Genomic DNA, 16,027 nt, shown 5'->3' with positions numbered 1-16,027 from the left:
TATTAGAGCCTGATGCCGCCTTCCTCCGTCGCCGACGAACCCCGAACCGTCGCCTCCTTCGAGGTGTACCAGACCCTGCCCAGGCAGAGTCTCTTTCGGCGTTTCCTGACGACCCAGCGCCACCTGTTCGGGCTGGTGTTCGGCGCGCTGTCGGTGGACGTCGACAAACGGAGGGGCACGCCGCGGGGACGAGGCCTCGGCTTCTTCCTCGAGCGGATGCTGAATGTCCTCACCCGCCCCTTCCTCGACCGGAAGCTCCGGGATCTTCCCTTTCCGGTGCAGCTCCGTCGCCGGCTCGAAATGCTCGGCCCGACCTACATCAAGCTCGGCCAGATCCTCAGCCTGCGCGAAGACATCCTGCCGAAGTCGATCACCGAAGAACTGAAGCACCTGCTGGCCACCCTTCCGGCGGTTCCCTACCCGGTGTTCTGCGAGTTGATCGTGCGCGGTCTCGGCCGGCCGCTCGACGAGATGTTCCTGAGTATCGACGAGGTCCCGCTCGGGTCGGCGTCCATCGGGCAGGTGCACCGCGCCACCACACGAGACGCCGATCCGGTCATCATCAAGGTCGTCAAACCCGGCATCCCCGCCATCCTGCGGCGCGACGCGAAGTTGCTCGGGATGGCGGGGTGGATGCTGGAACTCGTCTTTCCGCAGTACGGCCCCAGGCGTATCATCCGCGAATTCTCCGAGTACACCCTGCGCGAAGTGGACCTGCGGCGGGAGGCCGACAACGCCGAGACGTTCGCAGCCAACTTCACGGACGAGCGCGACATTGTGTTCCCGAAGATCTACCGGGAGTTCAGCGGCGAGCGCGTCCTGACGATGGAGTTCTTCGACGGGCTCCGGCCCGACTCGCGGAAGGTGCAGGCGATGTCCCTGGAAGACCGCGAGCGCCTGGTGGACCTGGGCGCCGAAGCGATCATTCGGATGATCTACAAGGATGGCTTTTTCCACGCCGACCTTCATCCGGGGAATCTGATCGTGTTGCCGGGACCGCAGGCGGGGTTCATCGACCTCGGCATGGTGGGGCGGATGCACGATGAGCTCCGGCGCACCCTCCTCTATTACTACTACGCGCTCGTCATGGGCGACGCGGAGAACGCGGCACGGTACCTCTCGGCGGCGGCCGAACCGGGCCGCGGCGGGGACCCCGCCGGGTTCCGCCGGGATGTGGCCGAGGTCTCCACACGCTGGCGCCGCAACGCGAACTTTGACAGCTTCTCGCTCGGCCAGCTGATTCTCGAGTCGGTCAGCCGGGGCGCGCAATACCGGATGTTTTTCCCGGTAGAGATGGTGCTGATGGTCAAGGCGCTGGTGACGTTCGAGGGCGTGGGACAAATGCTGCTGCCGGGCTTCGACGTGGCGGAGGTCTCCAAGCGGCACGTTCGGCGCGTCTTCATCCAGCAATTCAGCCCCGTGCGGCTGGCGCAGGAGGGCCTCCGAGGCGCCCCGGACCTGGTGGACGCGCTAGTCAAGATGCCGCTCCTGATCACCGAAGGCCTCCGGGTGATGGAGAAGACGGCCAAGCGGAGCAGCGAGAACCCGTTCGCGGGGCTGCGTGGCACCCTGATCGCCGGATTCTCCCTGGTGGCCGGCGCGATCATTCTTGGGTTCGTCGGCCCCCAGGCGTGGATGCTCTACGTCCCGTTCTTTGTGATCGCCTTGATTCTCGCGGTCCGCAAGGGAAATTGACGACATGCGCCCGCCCATGCCATCGCCCGCCGAGCCGCCGACCGAGCCCCCGGAACCGTGGGAGCCGTTCGAGCCGGAATTCAGCCGGATGATGATGGACGATGTGCTTGGCCCGATGCTGGACCACTATTTCCGGCCCGTCATCTTCGGACGGGAGAACCTCCCGAAAGAGGGGCCGGTGGTCCTCGCCGCGAACCACAGCGGCAACGCCTTCCCCTATGACGCGATCATCCTCGACGCGACGCTCTGGCGGGACGACGGCTACAAGGCCAGCCACAAGCTCCGGTCGGTCTACGAGAAGGAGCTCTCCTACACCTGGTGGATGCGGCCGTTCGGGCTGGACAATTTCTGGCGGCGCGGCGGCGGTGTGGACATGCTCTTCGACAACTTCGACCGCCTGCTCGCGCGCCGGGACCGGATCCTCTACTTCCCGGAGGGAGTCCCCGGGATCGGCAAGGGATTCAACCGCCGGTACCAGCTCCAGCGCTTCAGCACCAGCTTCGTGCTCTTGTCAGCCAGGCACCAGGCTCCCGTCGTTCCGGTCTACATGATCAACGCGGAGTGGATCAATCCGTTCGGGTATGTCTTCCCTCCGCTCGACCGGCTCATGCAGCGCTTCTTCGGGGTCCCGTTCCTGCCGCTGCCCGCCGGGATCCTGGCGATCATCTTCCCGTGGATCTGGTATCTCGCCTTCCCCGCGCGAACGATCTTCGTCCTCGGAGAACCACTCGACATGCGCGAGTATCTCCGGCAGGCCGGGCTGACGAACCTCGAGGAGCCGGATCGACCCACGCTGCAGCGGACGGCGGAGCGGGTCCGGCAGGAGATGCAGGAGCAGCTGGATGCCCTGGTCGAGATACACGGCCGCCGTCCCTTTGACGCGCCGCACCTCTGGGAATCGCTCAAAGCGGGATGGGGGAAGTTGCGGTGGGTGTTGCCGACCGGGTGGCCGATTTCGTTCGTCCGGCGGTCCCGCGATCTGTACCGGCCCCCCGCGCGCAATGCCCTCCACCGGATTCTGCGCGACTGGGACCTGATTGGTTTCTACCTGCCGTTCGGGTGGCCCCTCCTCACGCTGACCCGGATGTTCCGCCGGCCTCCGTACGGCTATCGCGGCATCCCACGGGCAAAGCGGGCGGAACTCCAGGGGGCCTTCATGTGGCGGCTGTCGGACCGGCCGCTACCTCCGCGCCCGCCCGCCTGAGGCGGGTGCCACTGGCATCTCGCTGGTCACCGCGATTTCGAGTTCGTCGAGCGCGGTCGAAAACTGGCTGGTGACCGGGTCCCGCGAGCTGAACTGATCCAGCCCCACGCTCGTCCAGATGTCCCGCGGTTCATCCAGCACATCCTCGCGCAGCGTGATACCATACGGCTTCAGCATTGGCCCGATGGTCTTGCGCCGTGCCCGCAGGTTCCGGCGCGTGGCATCGTACGCCAACTCGCAGACCCGGCGACGGGACCGGAAGCTGAAGATGTTACTGAAAAAGAGATCAAACTCATTCCGGTCAGGCTGGAAGAGCAGGACCTCGGAGTCGGGGAAGCGGGTGGTGTAGGCCGCCATGCCGACTTCCAGGCGTGAATTGATGAGCGTGCGCACCGTCTGGCTCAACACGGTGGCGAGCCCCTTCTTGAGCAGCGCCCCTTCCTTCAATTGCCCCGAGCCCACCGCGTCGCGCAAATCAGCCGGCACGAGCGGATTGACGCAGAGCAGGAGATCGACTCCCTCCTTCAGCGCCACGGAGGCGTGCAGTGTCTTCAGCAGGATGCCGTCGACACAATAGCGCCCCTCGATCTTGACCGGCGGGTAGAACCCCGGCACGGCGGTGCTGGCCTGCACCGCGGTGGAAATCGGGACGTGATCCCAGCCGGGGTTGCCGAAGAGGATCGGACGACCGCTCTCAAGATCGGTCGACACGACGATGAGCCGCTGGCGAAGTTCCCGGAAGTCGTCGCTCCGGCCCTTGATGCTGAAGGTCCGGTGGAGATAGCGGCGAATCGGCTCGTTGTCGAAGAGCCCGACCGGCAGGGCACGGGCCAGTTTGGTCAGTGACTCAAAGAGGGTCTGCTCTTCGGGACCGCGCCGGAATTCGAGCATGGCGTCGGCAAAGAGCCGGGGCAGCATGAGGCTCCGCTTGGCCCACTCGCGATAGTTTGGCGTGAAGAATGTCTGCGGGACGAAGGGGTGTTCCCCTGCTTCGTGCTTGACCAGGGCGCGCACCATTTGCGCCGTGGTCAGGTCGTTGGTGAGCGATGCGGCGATGAACGCCCCGGCGCTCACGCCGACATAGATATCGAGCTCGTGCAGGTTGAGTCCGTCGAGAGCTTCGTCGAGCGCCCGGAGCGCGCCGATTTCATAGACGGCGCCCTCCGGGCCGCCGCCGGCCAGCGCGAGGCCGATCCGGCGGCGTTTCCTGCTGCGCCGTGCCTTGGCGGGCATGGCGCGACCCCTTACTTGGCCGTCCGACGGGTCGCCTTCTTGGCGGCGCGACGCTTGGCCGGCTGCTTCTTGGCCCCCTGGACCGTGCGGGTCAACTCTTCGACCCGGCGGGTCAGCGCCAGGATTTCCTTGCGGGTCGGGATACCGAGCTTGTTCAGCGCGGTCGAGACACCGGCGTCAATCGGCGCGGACACCCGGCCGATGGCGCCTTCCGCATCGCCGCGGAGCGAGCGGGCGCGTCCCTGCGCCTTGGCCAGCACCTTTTCGAGCCGTGCGCGGCCGGTCTTCTCCAGCTTGGCGCCCTTCTCGACGAGATCCTCGAACACCCGGTTGCCCTCTTCGCCGGCAGTGGCCAGCGCGCCGAGACCGGCGAGCCAGATGTGCTGCGCGTTGTCCTTGACCATCAGGGCCGTGTTGCTGCGGTTGTTGCGTGCCATAACTTCCTCCTGAGTTCAGACCGCGGAGCGGTCCGTTGGTTCGTGTGAGATTCTGCCTGCGTACGCTCTATCCTTCAGCCCGGCCACGCCGGGCGCCGTGTCCTGACTTGCGCTTCCTCGCTTTCGGCTTCGCGGCCGGCGCTTCCAGATCCCGGAGCGCCTGCTCGAGTCCGGCGATCCCTTCCCGCAGGGCCTCCATCTCGTCCCGCGCCCCCCGGACCGGCGGGAGATGATCCACCGAGGCCTTTACCAGCCGATCCACGCCCTCCTGCAACTGCTCCACCCTGGCGTGGAGGGCCGCTTCGCCCCGCCGAATGACATCGTGGAAGAGGTCGACCGAAAGCACGGACTTGCCCTGCTTCTCGCCGTCGAGGATAATCTGCGCCAGTACCTGCCGCGTGACATCCTCGCCGCTGCCGCTCTCCAGCACCTGCACCTCCTGGCCCTCGCGCACCCACCCCGCCACCTCCTCGAGCGAGACGTACCGGCTCTCCTCGGTGTCGTAGAGTTTGCGGCTCCCGCCGCCATAGCGCTTGACCAGTCGAACCACGTGTCGCCTCCTGAAGTGACCGGAATATACCGCACTGCGGCACAATGTCAACCCCGTTTTGCCGCACCGCGGCATTGCCGGGCCCCTCGCGCCCGACCGGCCTCCCCATCCCCCCTTCCCCGACCGCCATCGGCGCGTCTGGCGAAGTCGTTGAATTGGTGATAGATACAGGGTGTTCAGCGACCCGTCCCGGCCGGCCCAGACCCTGGAGAAAGCCCCGTATGTTCATCCCGACCCTCCTGCTCAAGAAGCTCTACACCCTCGGCAGCCTGACGAACGTCGAGCAGGGCGTCCGGTTCGGCATCAAGAACCGCCTCAGCAACGTCGAGATCACCGCGGTGCTGTCGGTCTCCATCGACGGGGTGGCCATCCCGCTTGACCAAGTCGCCATTCACCTCCCGGGCGGCCGGATCCTGACCGCCGACAGCATCGCCGGGGGCGCCCCGATCGAGTTCCCGGTCGGGATGATCCTCTCGCTGGTCGCCAGGCACCCGGCGGTCGGGCCCGGCAAGCACACCATCGCCCTGGCGGTCAAGACCAAGGGGTTCGGCAAGCTCAGCTTCGACGTCGAGGACTCGATCCAGGAAGGGGGCCACACCCTCGTCCGCATCCCCCGCGACGCGGAGGACGACTACAGCGAGGCCGCCATCCGGGCCCGGCAGGCCTTCATCGAGAAGGAGACCGGCGCCACGCTGGCCCACATCGGGAAGCACTCCTTCGACCCGCACCTGACCAAGGGCAACTGCGAACATTTCATCGGGGTTGCGCAGGTGCCGATGGGACTGGCCGGGCCGATCACCATCAATGGCGAACACGCCAAGGGCGACTTCCTGGTCCCGATGGCGACCTCCGAGGGCACCCTGGTGGCCTCGTACAACCGCGGCATCAAGGTGATCAACCTGTCCGGCGGCGCGCGGTGCACCGTCGTCGGGGACGCGATGCAGCGCGCCCCGGTTTTTGTTTTCGAGGACGCGCGGTCCGGGCGTGAGTTCGTGAAGTGGGTCGCGGACCAGATGCCGAGGATCCGGGAGGAGGCGGAGGCGACGTCGAGCGTGGCCAAGCTGCAATACGTTGATCCGTACCAGTCCAACAAGTTCGTGTTCCTGCGGTTCAACTACAGCACGGGGGACGCCGCGGGCCAGAACATGGTGGGCCGGGCCACCTTTGCGGCCTGCAGCTGGATCCTGGACAACTATGCCGGGATCGCGCATTTCTACCTTGAGTCGAACTTCGCCACCGACAAGAAGGCGTCGCAGATCAACGTGATGCGCACCCGGGGCAAGCGCGTCACCGCGGAAGTCACCGTCCCGCGCGATGTCCTGATCCAGCAGATGCGGGTGGAACCGGAGAGTTTGGTGTACCACCACGGCGTCGCCAACGTGGGCGCCTTCATCAGCGGGGCCAACAACAACGGCGCCCATTCCGCCAACGGCATCACCGCGCTCTTCATCGCCACCGGCCAGGACGTGGCCAACGTTGCCGAATCCTCCGCTGCCATCCTCTACGCGGAACTGACGAAGAACCGCGACATGTACCTCTCCATCACCATCCCGTCGCTGATCATCGCCACGCACGGCGGCGGCACAGGCCTGCCGACCCAGGCGGAATCGCTGGAGATCCTGGGCTGCCGTGGACGGGGGAAGGTGAACAAGCTCGCGGAGATCATCGCGGGGGTCGTGCTGGCCGGCGAGATCTCACTCGCCTCGGCCATCTCGTCCTCGGACTGGGTGTCCAGTCACGAGCAGTACGGCCGGAATCGCTAGCGGCGGGATGCGGGCCCTCCTGGAGGCGTACGCACAGATGCAGGCGGGCGGCCCGGTCGGCCGCGCGGTGGTTGTCTCGGTCTGGGGCTCCGCGCCCCAGGCCGAGGGGGCCACGATGCTGGTCGACGGCCGTGGCGCGATGGCGGGGTCGGTCTCGGGAGGGTGCGTCGAGACGGCGGCCGCTGAGGAGGTGCGGGCCGCGATGGAGCGCGGCGCACCCAAGCTCGTCCGCTACGGCATCAGCGACGCGCGCGCCTGGGAAGTCGGGCTCTCCTGCGGCGGCACGCTGGAACTGCTGATCGAGCCGGCGGTGCCGGAGGAGGTACTGGCGGCGGCGAAGGGAGCCGGTGGCGTCGTGGTCGCCACGGTGCTGGATGGCCCCGAGTTCGGCCGCCGGTTCACCGTCGACGACACCGCCGGGGCGGGGGCTTCCCCGCTCTCCCGCGCGGCCGCCGAGGCGCTCCGGAGCGGGCGCTCGCGAAAGGCAGCGCTGCAGCTCCCCGGCGGGGACGCGGTCGTCTTCCTGGAGGTGTTTCCACGCCCACCGCGACTGGTGATTTTCGGGGGCGTGCACGTGGCCGCCGAACTGGTGCCGCTGGCCCGTGCCCTCGGATACCGAACGATCGTGGCGGATGGCCGCCCGGCATTCCTCACCCGGGAGCGGTTCCCCACCGCCGACGAGCTGATCCTCGGGTGGCCGGACGTGGCGCTCGCCCAGGCGGGCATCGACGCCGCGACCGCGGTTGCCGTACTGACCCACGATCCCAAGTTCGACGATCCCGCGCTCCTGATCGCGCTCCGGTCCCCGGCCATGTATGTCGGGGCCATCGGGTCGAAGAAGACACAGGGGGCGCGCCGGGAGCGGTTGCGCGCGGCCGGGCTGACTGAGGCCGAGTTGGGGAGGCTGTTCGGGCCGATCGGGCTGGACTTGGGGGGGCGGTCGCCGGCGGAAACGGCGCTGGCGATCCTCGCGGAGATCACCGCGGTCCGCTACGGGGGCGGCGTCACACGACCCACGGAGTGACGCGTCAACTCTGGGCGATCAGGAACTCCTTGGCCGCCTCGAGGTCACTGAACGCAGGGATGTTTCGCTTGGAAAACCGCATGACGGTCGTATAGACCACTTTCTGCAGCCCTGACAGTCCCACCACCGCCCCGGCAATGACGTAGGGCCTGTTGTTCACGGCCAGCCGCTTGATCGCTTCCAGCACTTCACCGTTGAACCGACTCCCCGCCACATAGGTCAGCGTACGAACGCTTCGAAAGGGCTGTGCCTGCACCAGCTGCGCCGCCTCCTCGATGGCCGTCAGCGCCTCCTCGGTGGACTGTACATTGGCAAAGTCAAGAAACGCGATCTGGACTCCTTTGTGATCGATAAACGTCGTGCTGGCCATGGGAGCTCCGGTCGATAGCGCAATCGGCGTTCAGGGCAGTGCGGCAACCTTACGAAGTTCGCGCAGGACCGCTCGCTGGGCGGCGGCGTCCCGCACTGCCACAAAGATAGTATCGTCCCCGGCGATCGTCCCGACCACACCGGCCCAGGAGAGCCGGTCGAGCGCCGCGCCGACGGGGCTCGCCTCGCCTGGCGGTGTCCGCAGGACCACCAGCGCGTCCCCAGCGGTCTCCACCCCGATGAGGGCCTCGGCGATGCGCCGGAGGTCGGGATCGTCGACCGGCTTGGCGACCACCACGGGCCGGCGATAGACGCCGTTCACCTTGACGAGCCGCAGTGCGGCGATATCCCGGCTCACCGACGACTGGGTGACGGACCACCCCTCGCCCGCCAGCGCCGCCGCCACCTCTTCCTGCGTGCGCAGCGACTGCGTGCTGATCAGTTCGAGGATCTTCATGTGACGCTTCCGACGATCGGTGCTCACAATTTCCTCTCCGGGCCCCGGCCGGCCAGCCGCCGAAGCGCCTGCTCAAATCGTTGCCGCTCGCGTCGGCTCCATTGACGCCGTGCCCGGACACGGGCGCGCACCACCGACAGCCCAAGATTCCCGAGGCCCCCTGTGGAACCGCGGCGGGCGAGGATCTGCCGGCGGGTTGGCGGCGGGAAGTGCCCGCCGGCCTTGAGCTCCGCGGCCACCTCCCGGTACGCGCGCCGGAACCGCACCCCCTCCTCCACCCTGCGCATCACCTCGTCGGTGGCGAGGGCGTCACCCGCAATGGCTTCGGTGCAACGCGTCGCGTTGACACCGAGCGACGGGATGGCCACCGTCAGCATCGCGAGCATCTCGCGCGTCCGCTGCAGGCCGCGGAAGAGCGGTTCCTTCAGCAACTGAAAATCGCGATGGTACCCGCCGGTCAGGCGGGAGGCCACGTGGAGGAGCGCGGCATGGTCGCCGTTCACGGTGGCGGCGCGGGCGCGCGTCAGCTCGAAGAGATCCGGATTTCGTTTGTGCGGCATGATGCTGGAGCCGGTGGCGAGCCGCGCCGGGAGTACGAGATAGCCGTATTCCTCCGCGCTGAACAGGATCACGTCAGAGCTGAAACGGGCGAGGTCGTGGCCCAGTTCTCCGCACCAGGCGAGCACGGCCGCCTCAAGCTTGCCTCGACCCAGCTGCACCGCCGCCACGTTGTGCTCCACGGCGGCGAATCCGAGCGCCCGCGCCGTCGCCTCCCGGTCGAGCGGCAGCGGGACCCCGTACCCGGCGGCGCTCCCGAGCGGGGAGCGGTCCACGCGCGCCCAAAGCGCGGGCAGGGACTCCAGGGTATCGAGCAGCCCCTCGGCATACGCGGCAGCCCAGAGTCCAATCGACGACGGCATCGCCTTCCGGGAATGCGTGTATCCCGGCCACAGCTGGTCGCGATGGCGCGCGGCAAAGTCGAGGAGCGCCATGGCCACGTCCTCGGCGGCCTCGTGCAGCTCGAGCAGCTGGTTCTTCAAGTAGAGCCGGAGGTCGCAGGCCACCTGGTCGTTGCGCGACCGACCGGTATGCAACTGCTCGCCGGCCGCACCGTGCCGCCGGGTGATCCAGTCCTCCACCGCACTGTGCACGTCCTCGTGCACCAGATCGATCACCAGCACCCCGTCCTCGACTTCGCGCAAGGCGCGGCGGAGCACCGTCCGCAGTTTGCGGTGGGCATTGGCCGACAGGAGCTTTGACGCGCGCAATCCCTCCACGTGCCCCAGGCTTCCATACACGTCCCATGGCAGGAGGCGCATGTCCCAGAGCCGGTCCTCACCGATGGTGTAGTCGAGCATGAGACGATCGGGATCGTCGGCGGGCGACCAGAGGGTTTGTGGGGATGAGCGACGAGGGGTCATTGCAAATACTCCCCTGCGAGATCGGCGTAGAATCGACGGGCGGCAGACACCTGATCCAAATCTACGCATTCGTCCGCGGTGTGCGACCGCCGGCTGCTGCCGGGTCCGCACTTGACCGCGTCGAGGTGCCGGAGGAAGACCCAGTCGCTGCAGGTCGGGCTCCCATACCGGGTGGCCGCGGGACGTACCGATGCGCAGGCCGCCAGCAATGCCGACCCCGGCGGGGTTTCGCAGGGCACCAGTCGATCCGAGGTGACGACCACCTCGCTGGCGAGCGCAGCCCTGAGGCCGTCGGCGAGTTCCTCGTGCGTCCAGGCCGGCGTGCTCCTGACGTCCAGTACCGCCTTGGCCGACGGCGGCGTGACGTTTCGGCTCACACCCGCCGTGACCATCGTCGCGGTGACGGTGGGATGCCCGAGGATCGGGTGCGGCCGATCCGTGAAGAGGGTTTCGAGCTTGATGAGATCCCGCGCCAGCGCCGTGAGCGCGTTGGTAAACGCACCATCTTCGTTGACCCGACCGGCGTGGCGCTGGTCGCCGCGGGCTATCAGGTCCACCATCATGAGCCCGCGCTGGGCGACGGCAAAGTCGAGATCGGTCGGCTCGCCCACGATGGCGGCGTCGACCGGACCGGCGCGACCCACCAGGTCGGGCATCGAGGTGTTGCGGGTCTCCTCACCCAGCCCCAGGAGGACCAGCAGATCGCCCCGCGCCGGACCACCGGCGGTCGCAATATCGTGCGCGGCGCAGAGCATCGCCGCGACGGAGGCCTTTGCGTCGCCCGAGCCCCGCCCGAAGAGCCGGCCCGCTTCAATGACAGGGGTGAACGGGTCGCGAGTCCAGCCGGACCCGGGCGGCACCACGTCGAGATGCGACACAAGGGCAAGCGTCGGTCCGGGCGCCTTGCCGGAGACGCGCACAGACACGCCCGCTGCGTCCCGGAGGACGGGGAGCCCCCAGCGCCGCGCGGTCTCCTCGACCAGACTCGCCACCGCCGCCTCCTCACCACTGACGGAGGGGATAGCGACGAGCTCGCGGAGGAGCTCGACTTCAGTCGGCCAGGTCGACGCCGAGATAGGTCGCCTTTTCCTTTCGACCGACGATCATGGTGCCGCATCCGGCACCGGTGAAGACCTCGAGGAGAAGCGCGTCCGCCACACGACCGTCGATAATGTGGGTCCGCTCGACACCGCCGGTGGCCGCACGGATGCACGCCTCCACCTTGGGGCGCATCCCGCCGGCTACCGCCCCGCTCGCGAGCAGACCGGCCAGGTCATCCGGATCGGCAAACGCGATCAGGCTCGACGGATCCTCCCGGTCACGGAGCACGCCGGGTGCGCCAGTCAGGAAGATCAGCTTCTGCGCCCGCAGTGCCACGGCCAGCGCTTCCGCCACCGTATCGGCGTTGACGTTGAAGACGTTTCCGTCTCCGTCCCCGGCCAGGCTCGCCACCACCGGCACGAACCGCGCATCGAGGAGCGTGCGCAGCACCCGGGGGTCCACGCGGTCGAGATCACCGACATGCCCGTAGTCCACGGTCTGCGACCTGCCGTCGTCGTCCACCACCTTGACCGGGGGCCGGCGGTGGGCAGTGATGAGATCGGCGTCCACGCCGCTCAGTCCCACGCCTTGCGCCTCGTGCGCGCGGAGGGAGGCGAGGAGGTCGACGTTGAGCTGCCCGGCGTACACCATCTTCGCCACGGCCAGCGCGTCGTCATCGGTGACGCGGCGGCCGGCCACGATCCGGGGCTCGGCTCCCATGCGCCGGCTGAGTGCCGTGGCCTGGGGTCCGCCCCCGTGCACCACAACCAACTGGATGCCAAGGCTGTTGAGGAGCGACACCTGCGCCGCGATGCCGTCCACGGCTCGCGGGTCGGCGAGGACCTCGCCCCCCAGCTTGACCACGAAGACCTGGTCCCGATAGGCGCGCACGTACCGCAGGGCACCCTTGAGGCCCGCGATTCCCTTCGACGTATCAATGCTCACTGCGTGCTCCCGATCATCGTGAGAAGGAGCGCCCGCTGCACATGCAGCCGGTTCTCCGCCTCGTCCACCACCACTGAGTGCGGGCCGTCGAGCACGGCATCATCGATTTCGACGTTGCGGCGCACTGGCAGGCAGTGCATCGCGATGCCCTTGCCGTTTCGCGTCGTCGACATCTGCTCCGCCGTGAGCCGCCAGTCGCGGTACCGGTCGAACCAGGGCCGCTGCACGTCGGCAGATCCGTACATCGATACCGGGCCCCAGGACTTGGCGTAGACCGCGTCGGCTCCGGCGATGGCGGCGCCCTGATCGTGCGCGAATGCCAGCTGGCCGCCGCCGGCCTCCGCCCCCAGTTCGCGAATGCGCCGCACATCCTCGGGGTCGAGGTCGCAGCCCTCGGGCGCGGCAATCGTGACGTCCATGCCCATGCGTGCCGCCGCCAGGGCGGCGCTTACCGGTACCGCCGTCGGGAGCGCCTTGGGATGCCAGGCCCAGGTCAGCACGAACTTCTTTCCCCTGGTCTCGCCAAGCTTTTCCCTGAGCGTGAACGCATCCGCCAGCTCCTGGCAGGGATGACGACGCGACGACTCGAGATTGATGACCGGCTTCTCGCAGTGTCGGGCAAACTGCCGCAGGATCGTGTCCTGGCGCGCGGTGGCCCATTCACTTCCACGGGGAAAGGAGCGAACCGCCAGTGCGTCGGCGTACCGGCCGAGGACTCGGGCGGCCTCGGTGACGTGCTCCACGGTGTCCCGATCCATCACGATGCCTTCTTCCGTCTCCAGTGCCCAGCTGCCCTTGCCCGGCTCGAGGACGACGGCGTGCCCCCCATGGAGAAACATCCCCGTCTCGAAGCTGGTGCGGGTGCGGAGGCTCGGGTCGAGGAAGACCATCGCGAGCACCTTGCGCTCGAGTCCCCCGAGGATCTGGCCACGCTTGACCCGGGTGGCCAGCGCCAGCACCGACTCGATCTCGGCAAAGGACCAGTCTTCCACGGCGAGAAAATCGCGTTTGGTCACGTCAGCACCTCGCGGAGTCCGGCCAGGAGCACGTCGGCTTCCTGAACCGTGAGGGTGAGCGGCGGCATGATGCGCAGGATGCGGGGATCGGAGGAGGTGCCGGTCAGGATCCGGCGGGCAAAGAGGGCCTGCTGGAGTTCCCTGGCCGGACGCCCGAAGTCGAGGCCCCGCAGCAATCCCCGCCCCCAAACCTTCTGTGCGCCAAGCGCGCGGGCCCCCGCCTCGATGTGCGCACCGACCCGCGCCGCATTTCCCGCCAGGTCTTCGTCGGTGATGACGGCCAGCGTCGCCAGGCCGGCCGCGCAGGCGAGGGGACCGCCCCCGAAGGTGCTGCCCAAGTCGCCAACGCCGACGCCATCGGCCAGCATCGGTCCGGCGACGACGGCCCCGAGCGGGTAGCCCGAGCCGAGTCCCTTGGCCATGGTGAGCCCGTCCGGCACCACACCGTAGCTCTCCGCCGCGGTGAAGGTCCCGCTCCGTCCTACCCCGCACTGCACCTCATCAAACAGAAGCGCGATGCCCCGTTCGGTGCAGATCCGGCGCGCCTCCCCGAGGAACTCGACGCTGCAATCCCGCGCCCCCGCCATGCCCTGCACCGGCTCGACGAGGAGCGCGGCCATCGAGTCGTCGAGGACCGCGTCGAGGGAGGCCAGGTCGTTGAAGGTGACCCGCGAGGAGAGCGCCATGCCGGCCCGGAGCGCCCCGGCTTCATACGAGGCGCCGTCGCAGCAGGCGAGCGTGGCCACCGTGCGGCCGTGCCAGCCACCGGTCACGGAGGCGACGCCTGACCGCCCCGTCGCTTTCCGCGCGAGGTGCAGCGCGTTCTCGTTGGCCTCCGCGCCGGAATTGCAGAAGAAGACCCGCCCGAGGTTGCCCGGGCAGCGGGCGGCGAGTTCGGCCGCCAGCTCAAGGCGCAGGGGATACGGCACGGCCGTGGAGTAGAAGACCAGGCGTTTGGCCTGCGTGGCGATCGCCTCGACCACGCGCGGATGACTGTGCCCGGTCGACGCCACCGCATGCCCACCATAGGCGTCGAGCCATTCCGCGCCATCCTCGTCCACCAGCCAGGCGCCCCGGCCGGAGACCGGCCGGATCGGCATCTGCGCATAGACCGGGAGGAGGGCCTGCTCGCCGGCGCTCAGCATGGGAAGGGCGCCGCCAGCCGAAGGCCGGCAGCCTCGTCGAGTCCGAGCGCGAGGTTCATCCCCTGCACCGCCTGTCCTCCCGCCCCCTTGATGAGATTGTCGAGCACCACCATCGCCTGCACCTCGCCGGTGTCAGCGTTCCCGACGGCATGGATCAGCGCCTGGTTGGTGCCGACGACGTGGGTGAGCTGAGGAGGCGCGTCGACGACCCGGACAAACGGGCGTCCAGCATAGGCGGTCGAAAAGAGGCTGTCGATGCGCGCCGCGTCCCCGGGCGCCACCGTGGCGTGCAGGGTCAGATGAATCCCCCGCACGAAGGGGCCGGAGTGGGTCATCAGGCGGGCCGTCGCCGTGGGGGATTCCATCCAACCCCGCCACGCCTGCAGCACCTCGGCGTCGTGCCGATGGTTCAGCACGGAATAGGCGAAGAGGTTGTTGGCGCGGGCCGGATGGTGCGTCGTCGGCTTCGGATGCACGCCGGCGCCGCTCGATCCGGTCACCCCGAAGAGCGCGGGAATGCCGACGACGCCGAGCGACCGCAGGGGATAGAGGGCCAGCTGCGCCGCCGTCGCAAAACAGCCCGGCGCAGCGAGTGCCTCGGCGCCGCGAAGTTCGGAGCCGCGCACGTCCGCCAGGCCGTAGGTGAACCGCGTCACCAGCTCCGGGGCCGGATGCGTGCCGTAGTACTGCTCGTAGAGTCGAAGGTCGCGCACCCGGAAATCTGCCGCGAGATCAACCACCAGCCCGGGGCCTGCGTCGAAGACCTCCCCGGCCACCTTGGACGATTCCCCGTGCTCCAGCGAGAGGAAGACGACGTCCTGCCCGCGCGCGGCCTCACCGGCCGTCAGCCCGGCAAACCGCGCCTCCGTGAGCGGGGCGAGCGCGGGGTGCACCTCCGCGATCGGTCGGCCGGCCTGGCTCCGGCTGGTTGCCACCACCTCCGAGACGTCCGGGTGCTGGAGCACGAGCCGCAGCAATTCGCCCCCGACGTACCCGGCGGCCCCGACGACCGCGACCTTCACTGCGACTCCAACGCCGTGGTGACCACGGTGAGCAGTCCATCGGCGTCGCGCAGCGCATTGTGCGCCGGAATGCCGAGCGAGGCGCTGATGTAGTCGCGGCCAACCTGGTTGTCGGTGGCCGGCCCGGTCAGCACCGTGATGGGGAGCCCGTAGGTTCCCCGCATGAGCTGATCGGCGCCCCAGCAGCCCACCGGATCGGGGGCGGCCATGACCCAGGCGCGCCCAGCGCCCGCCAACTCGGGATCCCGGAGGATGTCCTGCACCCCGTACTCCCCGAGGATGCCGTCGCCGAGTTCCGCGACGATCACATCGGGCCGGACGGTCTGCTGCAGGTGGTTGAAGAGTCCCTTGGCCACGGCGACGGTCATGCCGGCATGGGTGCTCGCGGCGCCGGCGTCATTGAACGTGACCGCCGCCACGGCGCCTGCGTCCTGCATGGCCAGGGTATCGCGCATCAGGCTGACGCCGGTGAGCTTGGACGCCGCGACGCGCAGCCCGCGACGCGAGAGCCCGCGCACCAGTTCGGTGGCGGCCACCGTTTTCCCCGCGTTCATGCAGGTGCCTGCGATGTAGACGACCGGCGCCTCGAGCTCGAGGGAATCGCTGGTGGGAATGGCCCCGTCCCGGATGTGCGCCGGCCGCCCGACCCGGTCGCCGAGGGCCGGAAAGGCGAGCACGGCGCCGAGCACCTCCGCCGCGAACGGT

At 68.5% G+C, this 16,027-nt stretch carries 16 protein-coding genes; 4 read left to right on the top strand and 12 right to left on the bottom strand.

Annotated elements, in window-relative coordinates; genetic code table 11:
- The first annotated feature begins 12 nt into the window (after positions 1 to 12).
- Entirely contained in the window at positions 13 to 1,695 is a 1,683-nt protein-coding gene (locus tag R2910_08380; protein MEZ4412984.1) for an AarF/UbiB family protein, read from the top strand.
- A gap of 4 nt (positions 1,696 to 1,699) precedes the next feature.
- Positions 1,700 to 2,899, top strand: a complete 1,200-nt coding sequence (locus tag R2910_08375) for a 1-acyl-sn-glycerol-3-phosphate acyltransferase (protein MEZ4412983.1) — start codon at positions 1,700 to 1,702, stop codon at positions 2,897 to 2,899.
- Here the strand turns inward: R2910_08375 and R2910_08370 are convergent.
- From R2910_08370 to R2910_08360, 3 genes are all read right to left on the bottom strand, one after another.
- Entirely contained in the window at positions 2,876 to 4,132 is a 1,257-nt protein-coding gene (locus tag R2910_08370; GenBank protein MEZ4412982.1) for a patatin-like phospholipase family protein, read from the bottom strand. The genes R2910_08375 and R2910_08370 overlap by 24 nt on opposite strands.
- Before the next feature lie 11 nt (positions 4,133 to 4,143).
- Positions 4,144 to 4,569 (bottom strand): phasin family protein, encoded by a 426-nt coding sequence (locus R2910_08365; GenBank protein MEZ4412981.1) that lies wholly within the window; start codon positions 4,567 to 4,569, stop codon positions 4,144 to 4,146.
- 67 nt (positions 4,570 to 4,636) lie between these two features.
- Positions 4,637 to 5,119, bottom strand: coding sequence for a polyhydroxyalkanoate synthesis regulator DNA-binding domain-containing protein (locus R2910_08360; GenBank protein ID MEZ4412980.1), 483 nt, complete (start codon positions 5,117 to 5,119; stop codon positions 4,637 to 4,639).
- Positions 5,120 to 5,340: 221 nt separating this feature from the next.
- On the opposite strand from R2910_08360, the gene R2910_08355 reads away from it, so the two are divergent.
- Both R2910_08355 and R2910_08350 read left to right on the top strand, forming a co-directional pair.
- Positions 5,341 to 6,882, top strand: a complete 1,542-nt coding sequence (locus tag R2910_08355; protein ID MEZ4412979.1) for a hydroxymethylglutaryl-CoA reductase — start codon at positions 5,341 to 5,343, stop codon at positions 6,880 to 6,882.
- 7 nt (positions 6,883 to 6,889) lie between these two features.
- Positions 6,890 to 7,906 (top strand): XdhC/CoxI family protein, encoded by a 1,017-nt coding sequence (locus tag R2910_08350; protein ID MEZ4412978.1) that lies wholly within the window; start codon positions 6,890 to 6,892, stop codon positions 7,904 to 7,906.
- Positions 7,907 to 7,910: 4 nt separating this feature from the next.
- On the opposite strand, the gene R2910_08345 is transcribed toward R2910_08350, so the two are convergent.
- The 9 genes from R2910_08345 to R2910_08305 form a co-directional block, all read right to left on the bottom strand.
- Positions 7,911 to 8,276, bottom strand: coding sequence for a hypothetical protein (locus R2910_08345; protein ID MEZ4412977.1), 366 nt, complete (start codon positions 8,274 to 8,276; stop codon positions 7,911 to 7,913).
- A 30-nt stretch (positions 8,277 to 8,306) separates the two neighbouring features.
- The gene (locus R2910_08340; protein MEZ4412976.1) at positions 8,307 to 8,759 is read right to left on the bottom strand and encodes an arginine repressor; all 453 of its coding nucleotides are present in this window, start codon (positions 8,757 to 8,759) and stop codon (positions 8,307 to 8,309) included.
- Entirely contained in the window at positions 8,756 to 10,153 is a 1,398-nt protein-coding gene (argH, locus tag R2910_08335) for an argininosuccinate lyase (protein MEZ4412975.1), read from the bottom strand. The genes R2910_08340 and argH overlap by 4 nt, the downstream gene beginning before the upstream one ends.
- Positions 10,150 to 11,145, bottom strand: a complete 996-nt coding sequence (locus tag R2910_08330; protein ID MEZ4412974.1) for a M20/M25/M40 family metallo-hydrolase — start codon at positions 11,143 to 11,145, stop codon at positions 10,150 to 10,152. Before R2910_08330 ends, argH begins: the two co-directional genes overlap by 4 nt.
- A 58-nt stretch (positions 11,146 to 11,203) precedes the next feature.
- A complete protein-coding gene (gene argB / locus R2910_08325) occupies positions 11,204 to 12,139 on the bottom strand; it encodes an acetylglutamate kinase (protein ID MEZ4412973.1) in 936 nt (311 codons plus the stop codon).
- A complete protein-coding gene (locus tag R2910_08320) occupies positions 12,136 to 13,155 on the bottom strand; it encodes an N-acetylornithine carbamoyltransferase (protein ID MEZ4412972.1) in 1,020 nt (339 codons plus the stop codon). The genes argB and R2910_08320 overlap by 4 nt, the downstream gene beginning before the upstream one ends.
- Complete coding sequence (locus R2910_08315) at positions 13,152 to 14,300, bottom strand: aminotransferase class III-fold pyridoxal phosphate-dependent enzyme (protein ID MEZ4412971.1); 1,149 nt, start codon at positions 14,298 to 14,300, stop codon at positions 13,152 to 13,154. Before R2910_08315 ends, R2910_08320 begins: the two co-directional genes overlap by 4 nt.
- Positions 14,294 to 15,322: an N-acetyl-gamma-glutamyl-phosphate reductase gene (argC, locus tag R2910_08310; GenBank protein ID MEZ4412970.1), complete on the bottom strand. Its 1,029-nt coding sequence runs from the start codon at positions 15,320 to 15,322 to the stop codon at positions 14,294 to 14,296. Before argC ends, R2910_08315 begins: the two co-directional genes overlap by 7 nt.
- On the bottom strand, positions 15,319 to 16,027 hold a 709-nt coding region (locus tag R2910_08305; GenBank protein ID MEZ4412969.1), incomplete at its 5' end, for a hypothetical protein. The genes argC and R2910_08305, both read right to left, overlap by 4 nt.

Source organism: Gemmatimonadales bacterium (assembly GCA_041390145.1).
GTDB lineage: Bacteria > Gemmatimonadota > Gemmatimonadetes > Gemmatimonadales > GWC2-71-9 > SPDF01.
The sequence above is the reverse complement of the archived record's forward strand: the minus strand, read 5'-3'. Positions and strand labels throughout refer to the sequence as shown.

Bases quoted from the DNA above. Each gene is read 5' to 3' on its own strand.
- R2910_08380 (MEZ4412984.1), top strand. From the start codon at position 13: ATGCCGCCTTCCTCCGTCGCCGACGAACCCCGAACCGTCGCCTCCTTC.
- R2910_08375 (MEZ4412983.1), top strand. From the start codon at position 1,700: ATGCGCCCGCCCATGCCATCGCCCGCCGAGCCGCCGACCGAGCCCCCG.
- R2910_08370 (MEZ4412982.1), bottom strand. From the start codon at position 4,132: ATGCCCGCCAAGGCACGGCGCAGCAGGAAACGCCGCCGGATCGGCCTC.
- R2910_08365 (MEZ4412981.1), bottom strand. From the start codon at position 4,569: ATGGCACGCAACAACCGCAGCAACACGGCCCTGATGGTCAAGGACAAC.
- R2910_08355 (MEZ4412979.1), top strand. From the start codon at position 5,341: ATGTTCATCCCGACCCTCCTGCTCAAGAAGCTCTACACCCTCGGCAGC.
- R2910_08350 (MEZ4412978.1), top strand. From the start codon at position 6,890: ATGCGGGCCCTCCTGGAGGCGTACGCACAGATGCAGGCGGGCGGCCCG.
- R2910_08345 (MEZ4412977.1), bottom strand. From the start codon at position 8,276: ATGGCCAGCACGACGTTTATCGATCACAAAGGAGTCCAGATCGCGTTT.
- argH (MEZ4412975.1), bottom strand. From the start codon at position 10,153: ATGACCCCTCGTCGCTCATCCCCACAAACCCTCTGGTCGCCCGCCGAC.
- R2910_08315 (MEZ4412971.1), bottom strand. From the start codon at position 14,300: ATGCTGAGCGCCGGCGAGCAGGCCCTCCTCCCGGTCTATGCGCAGATG.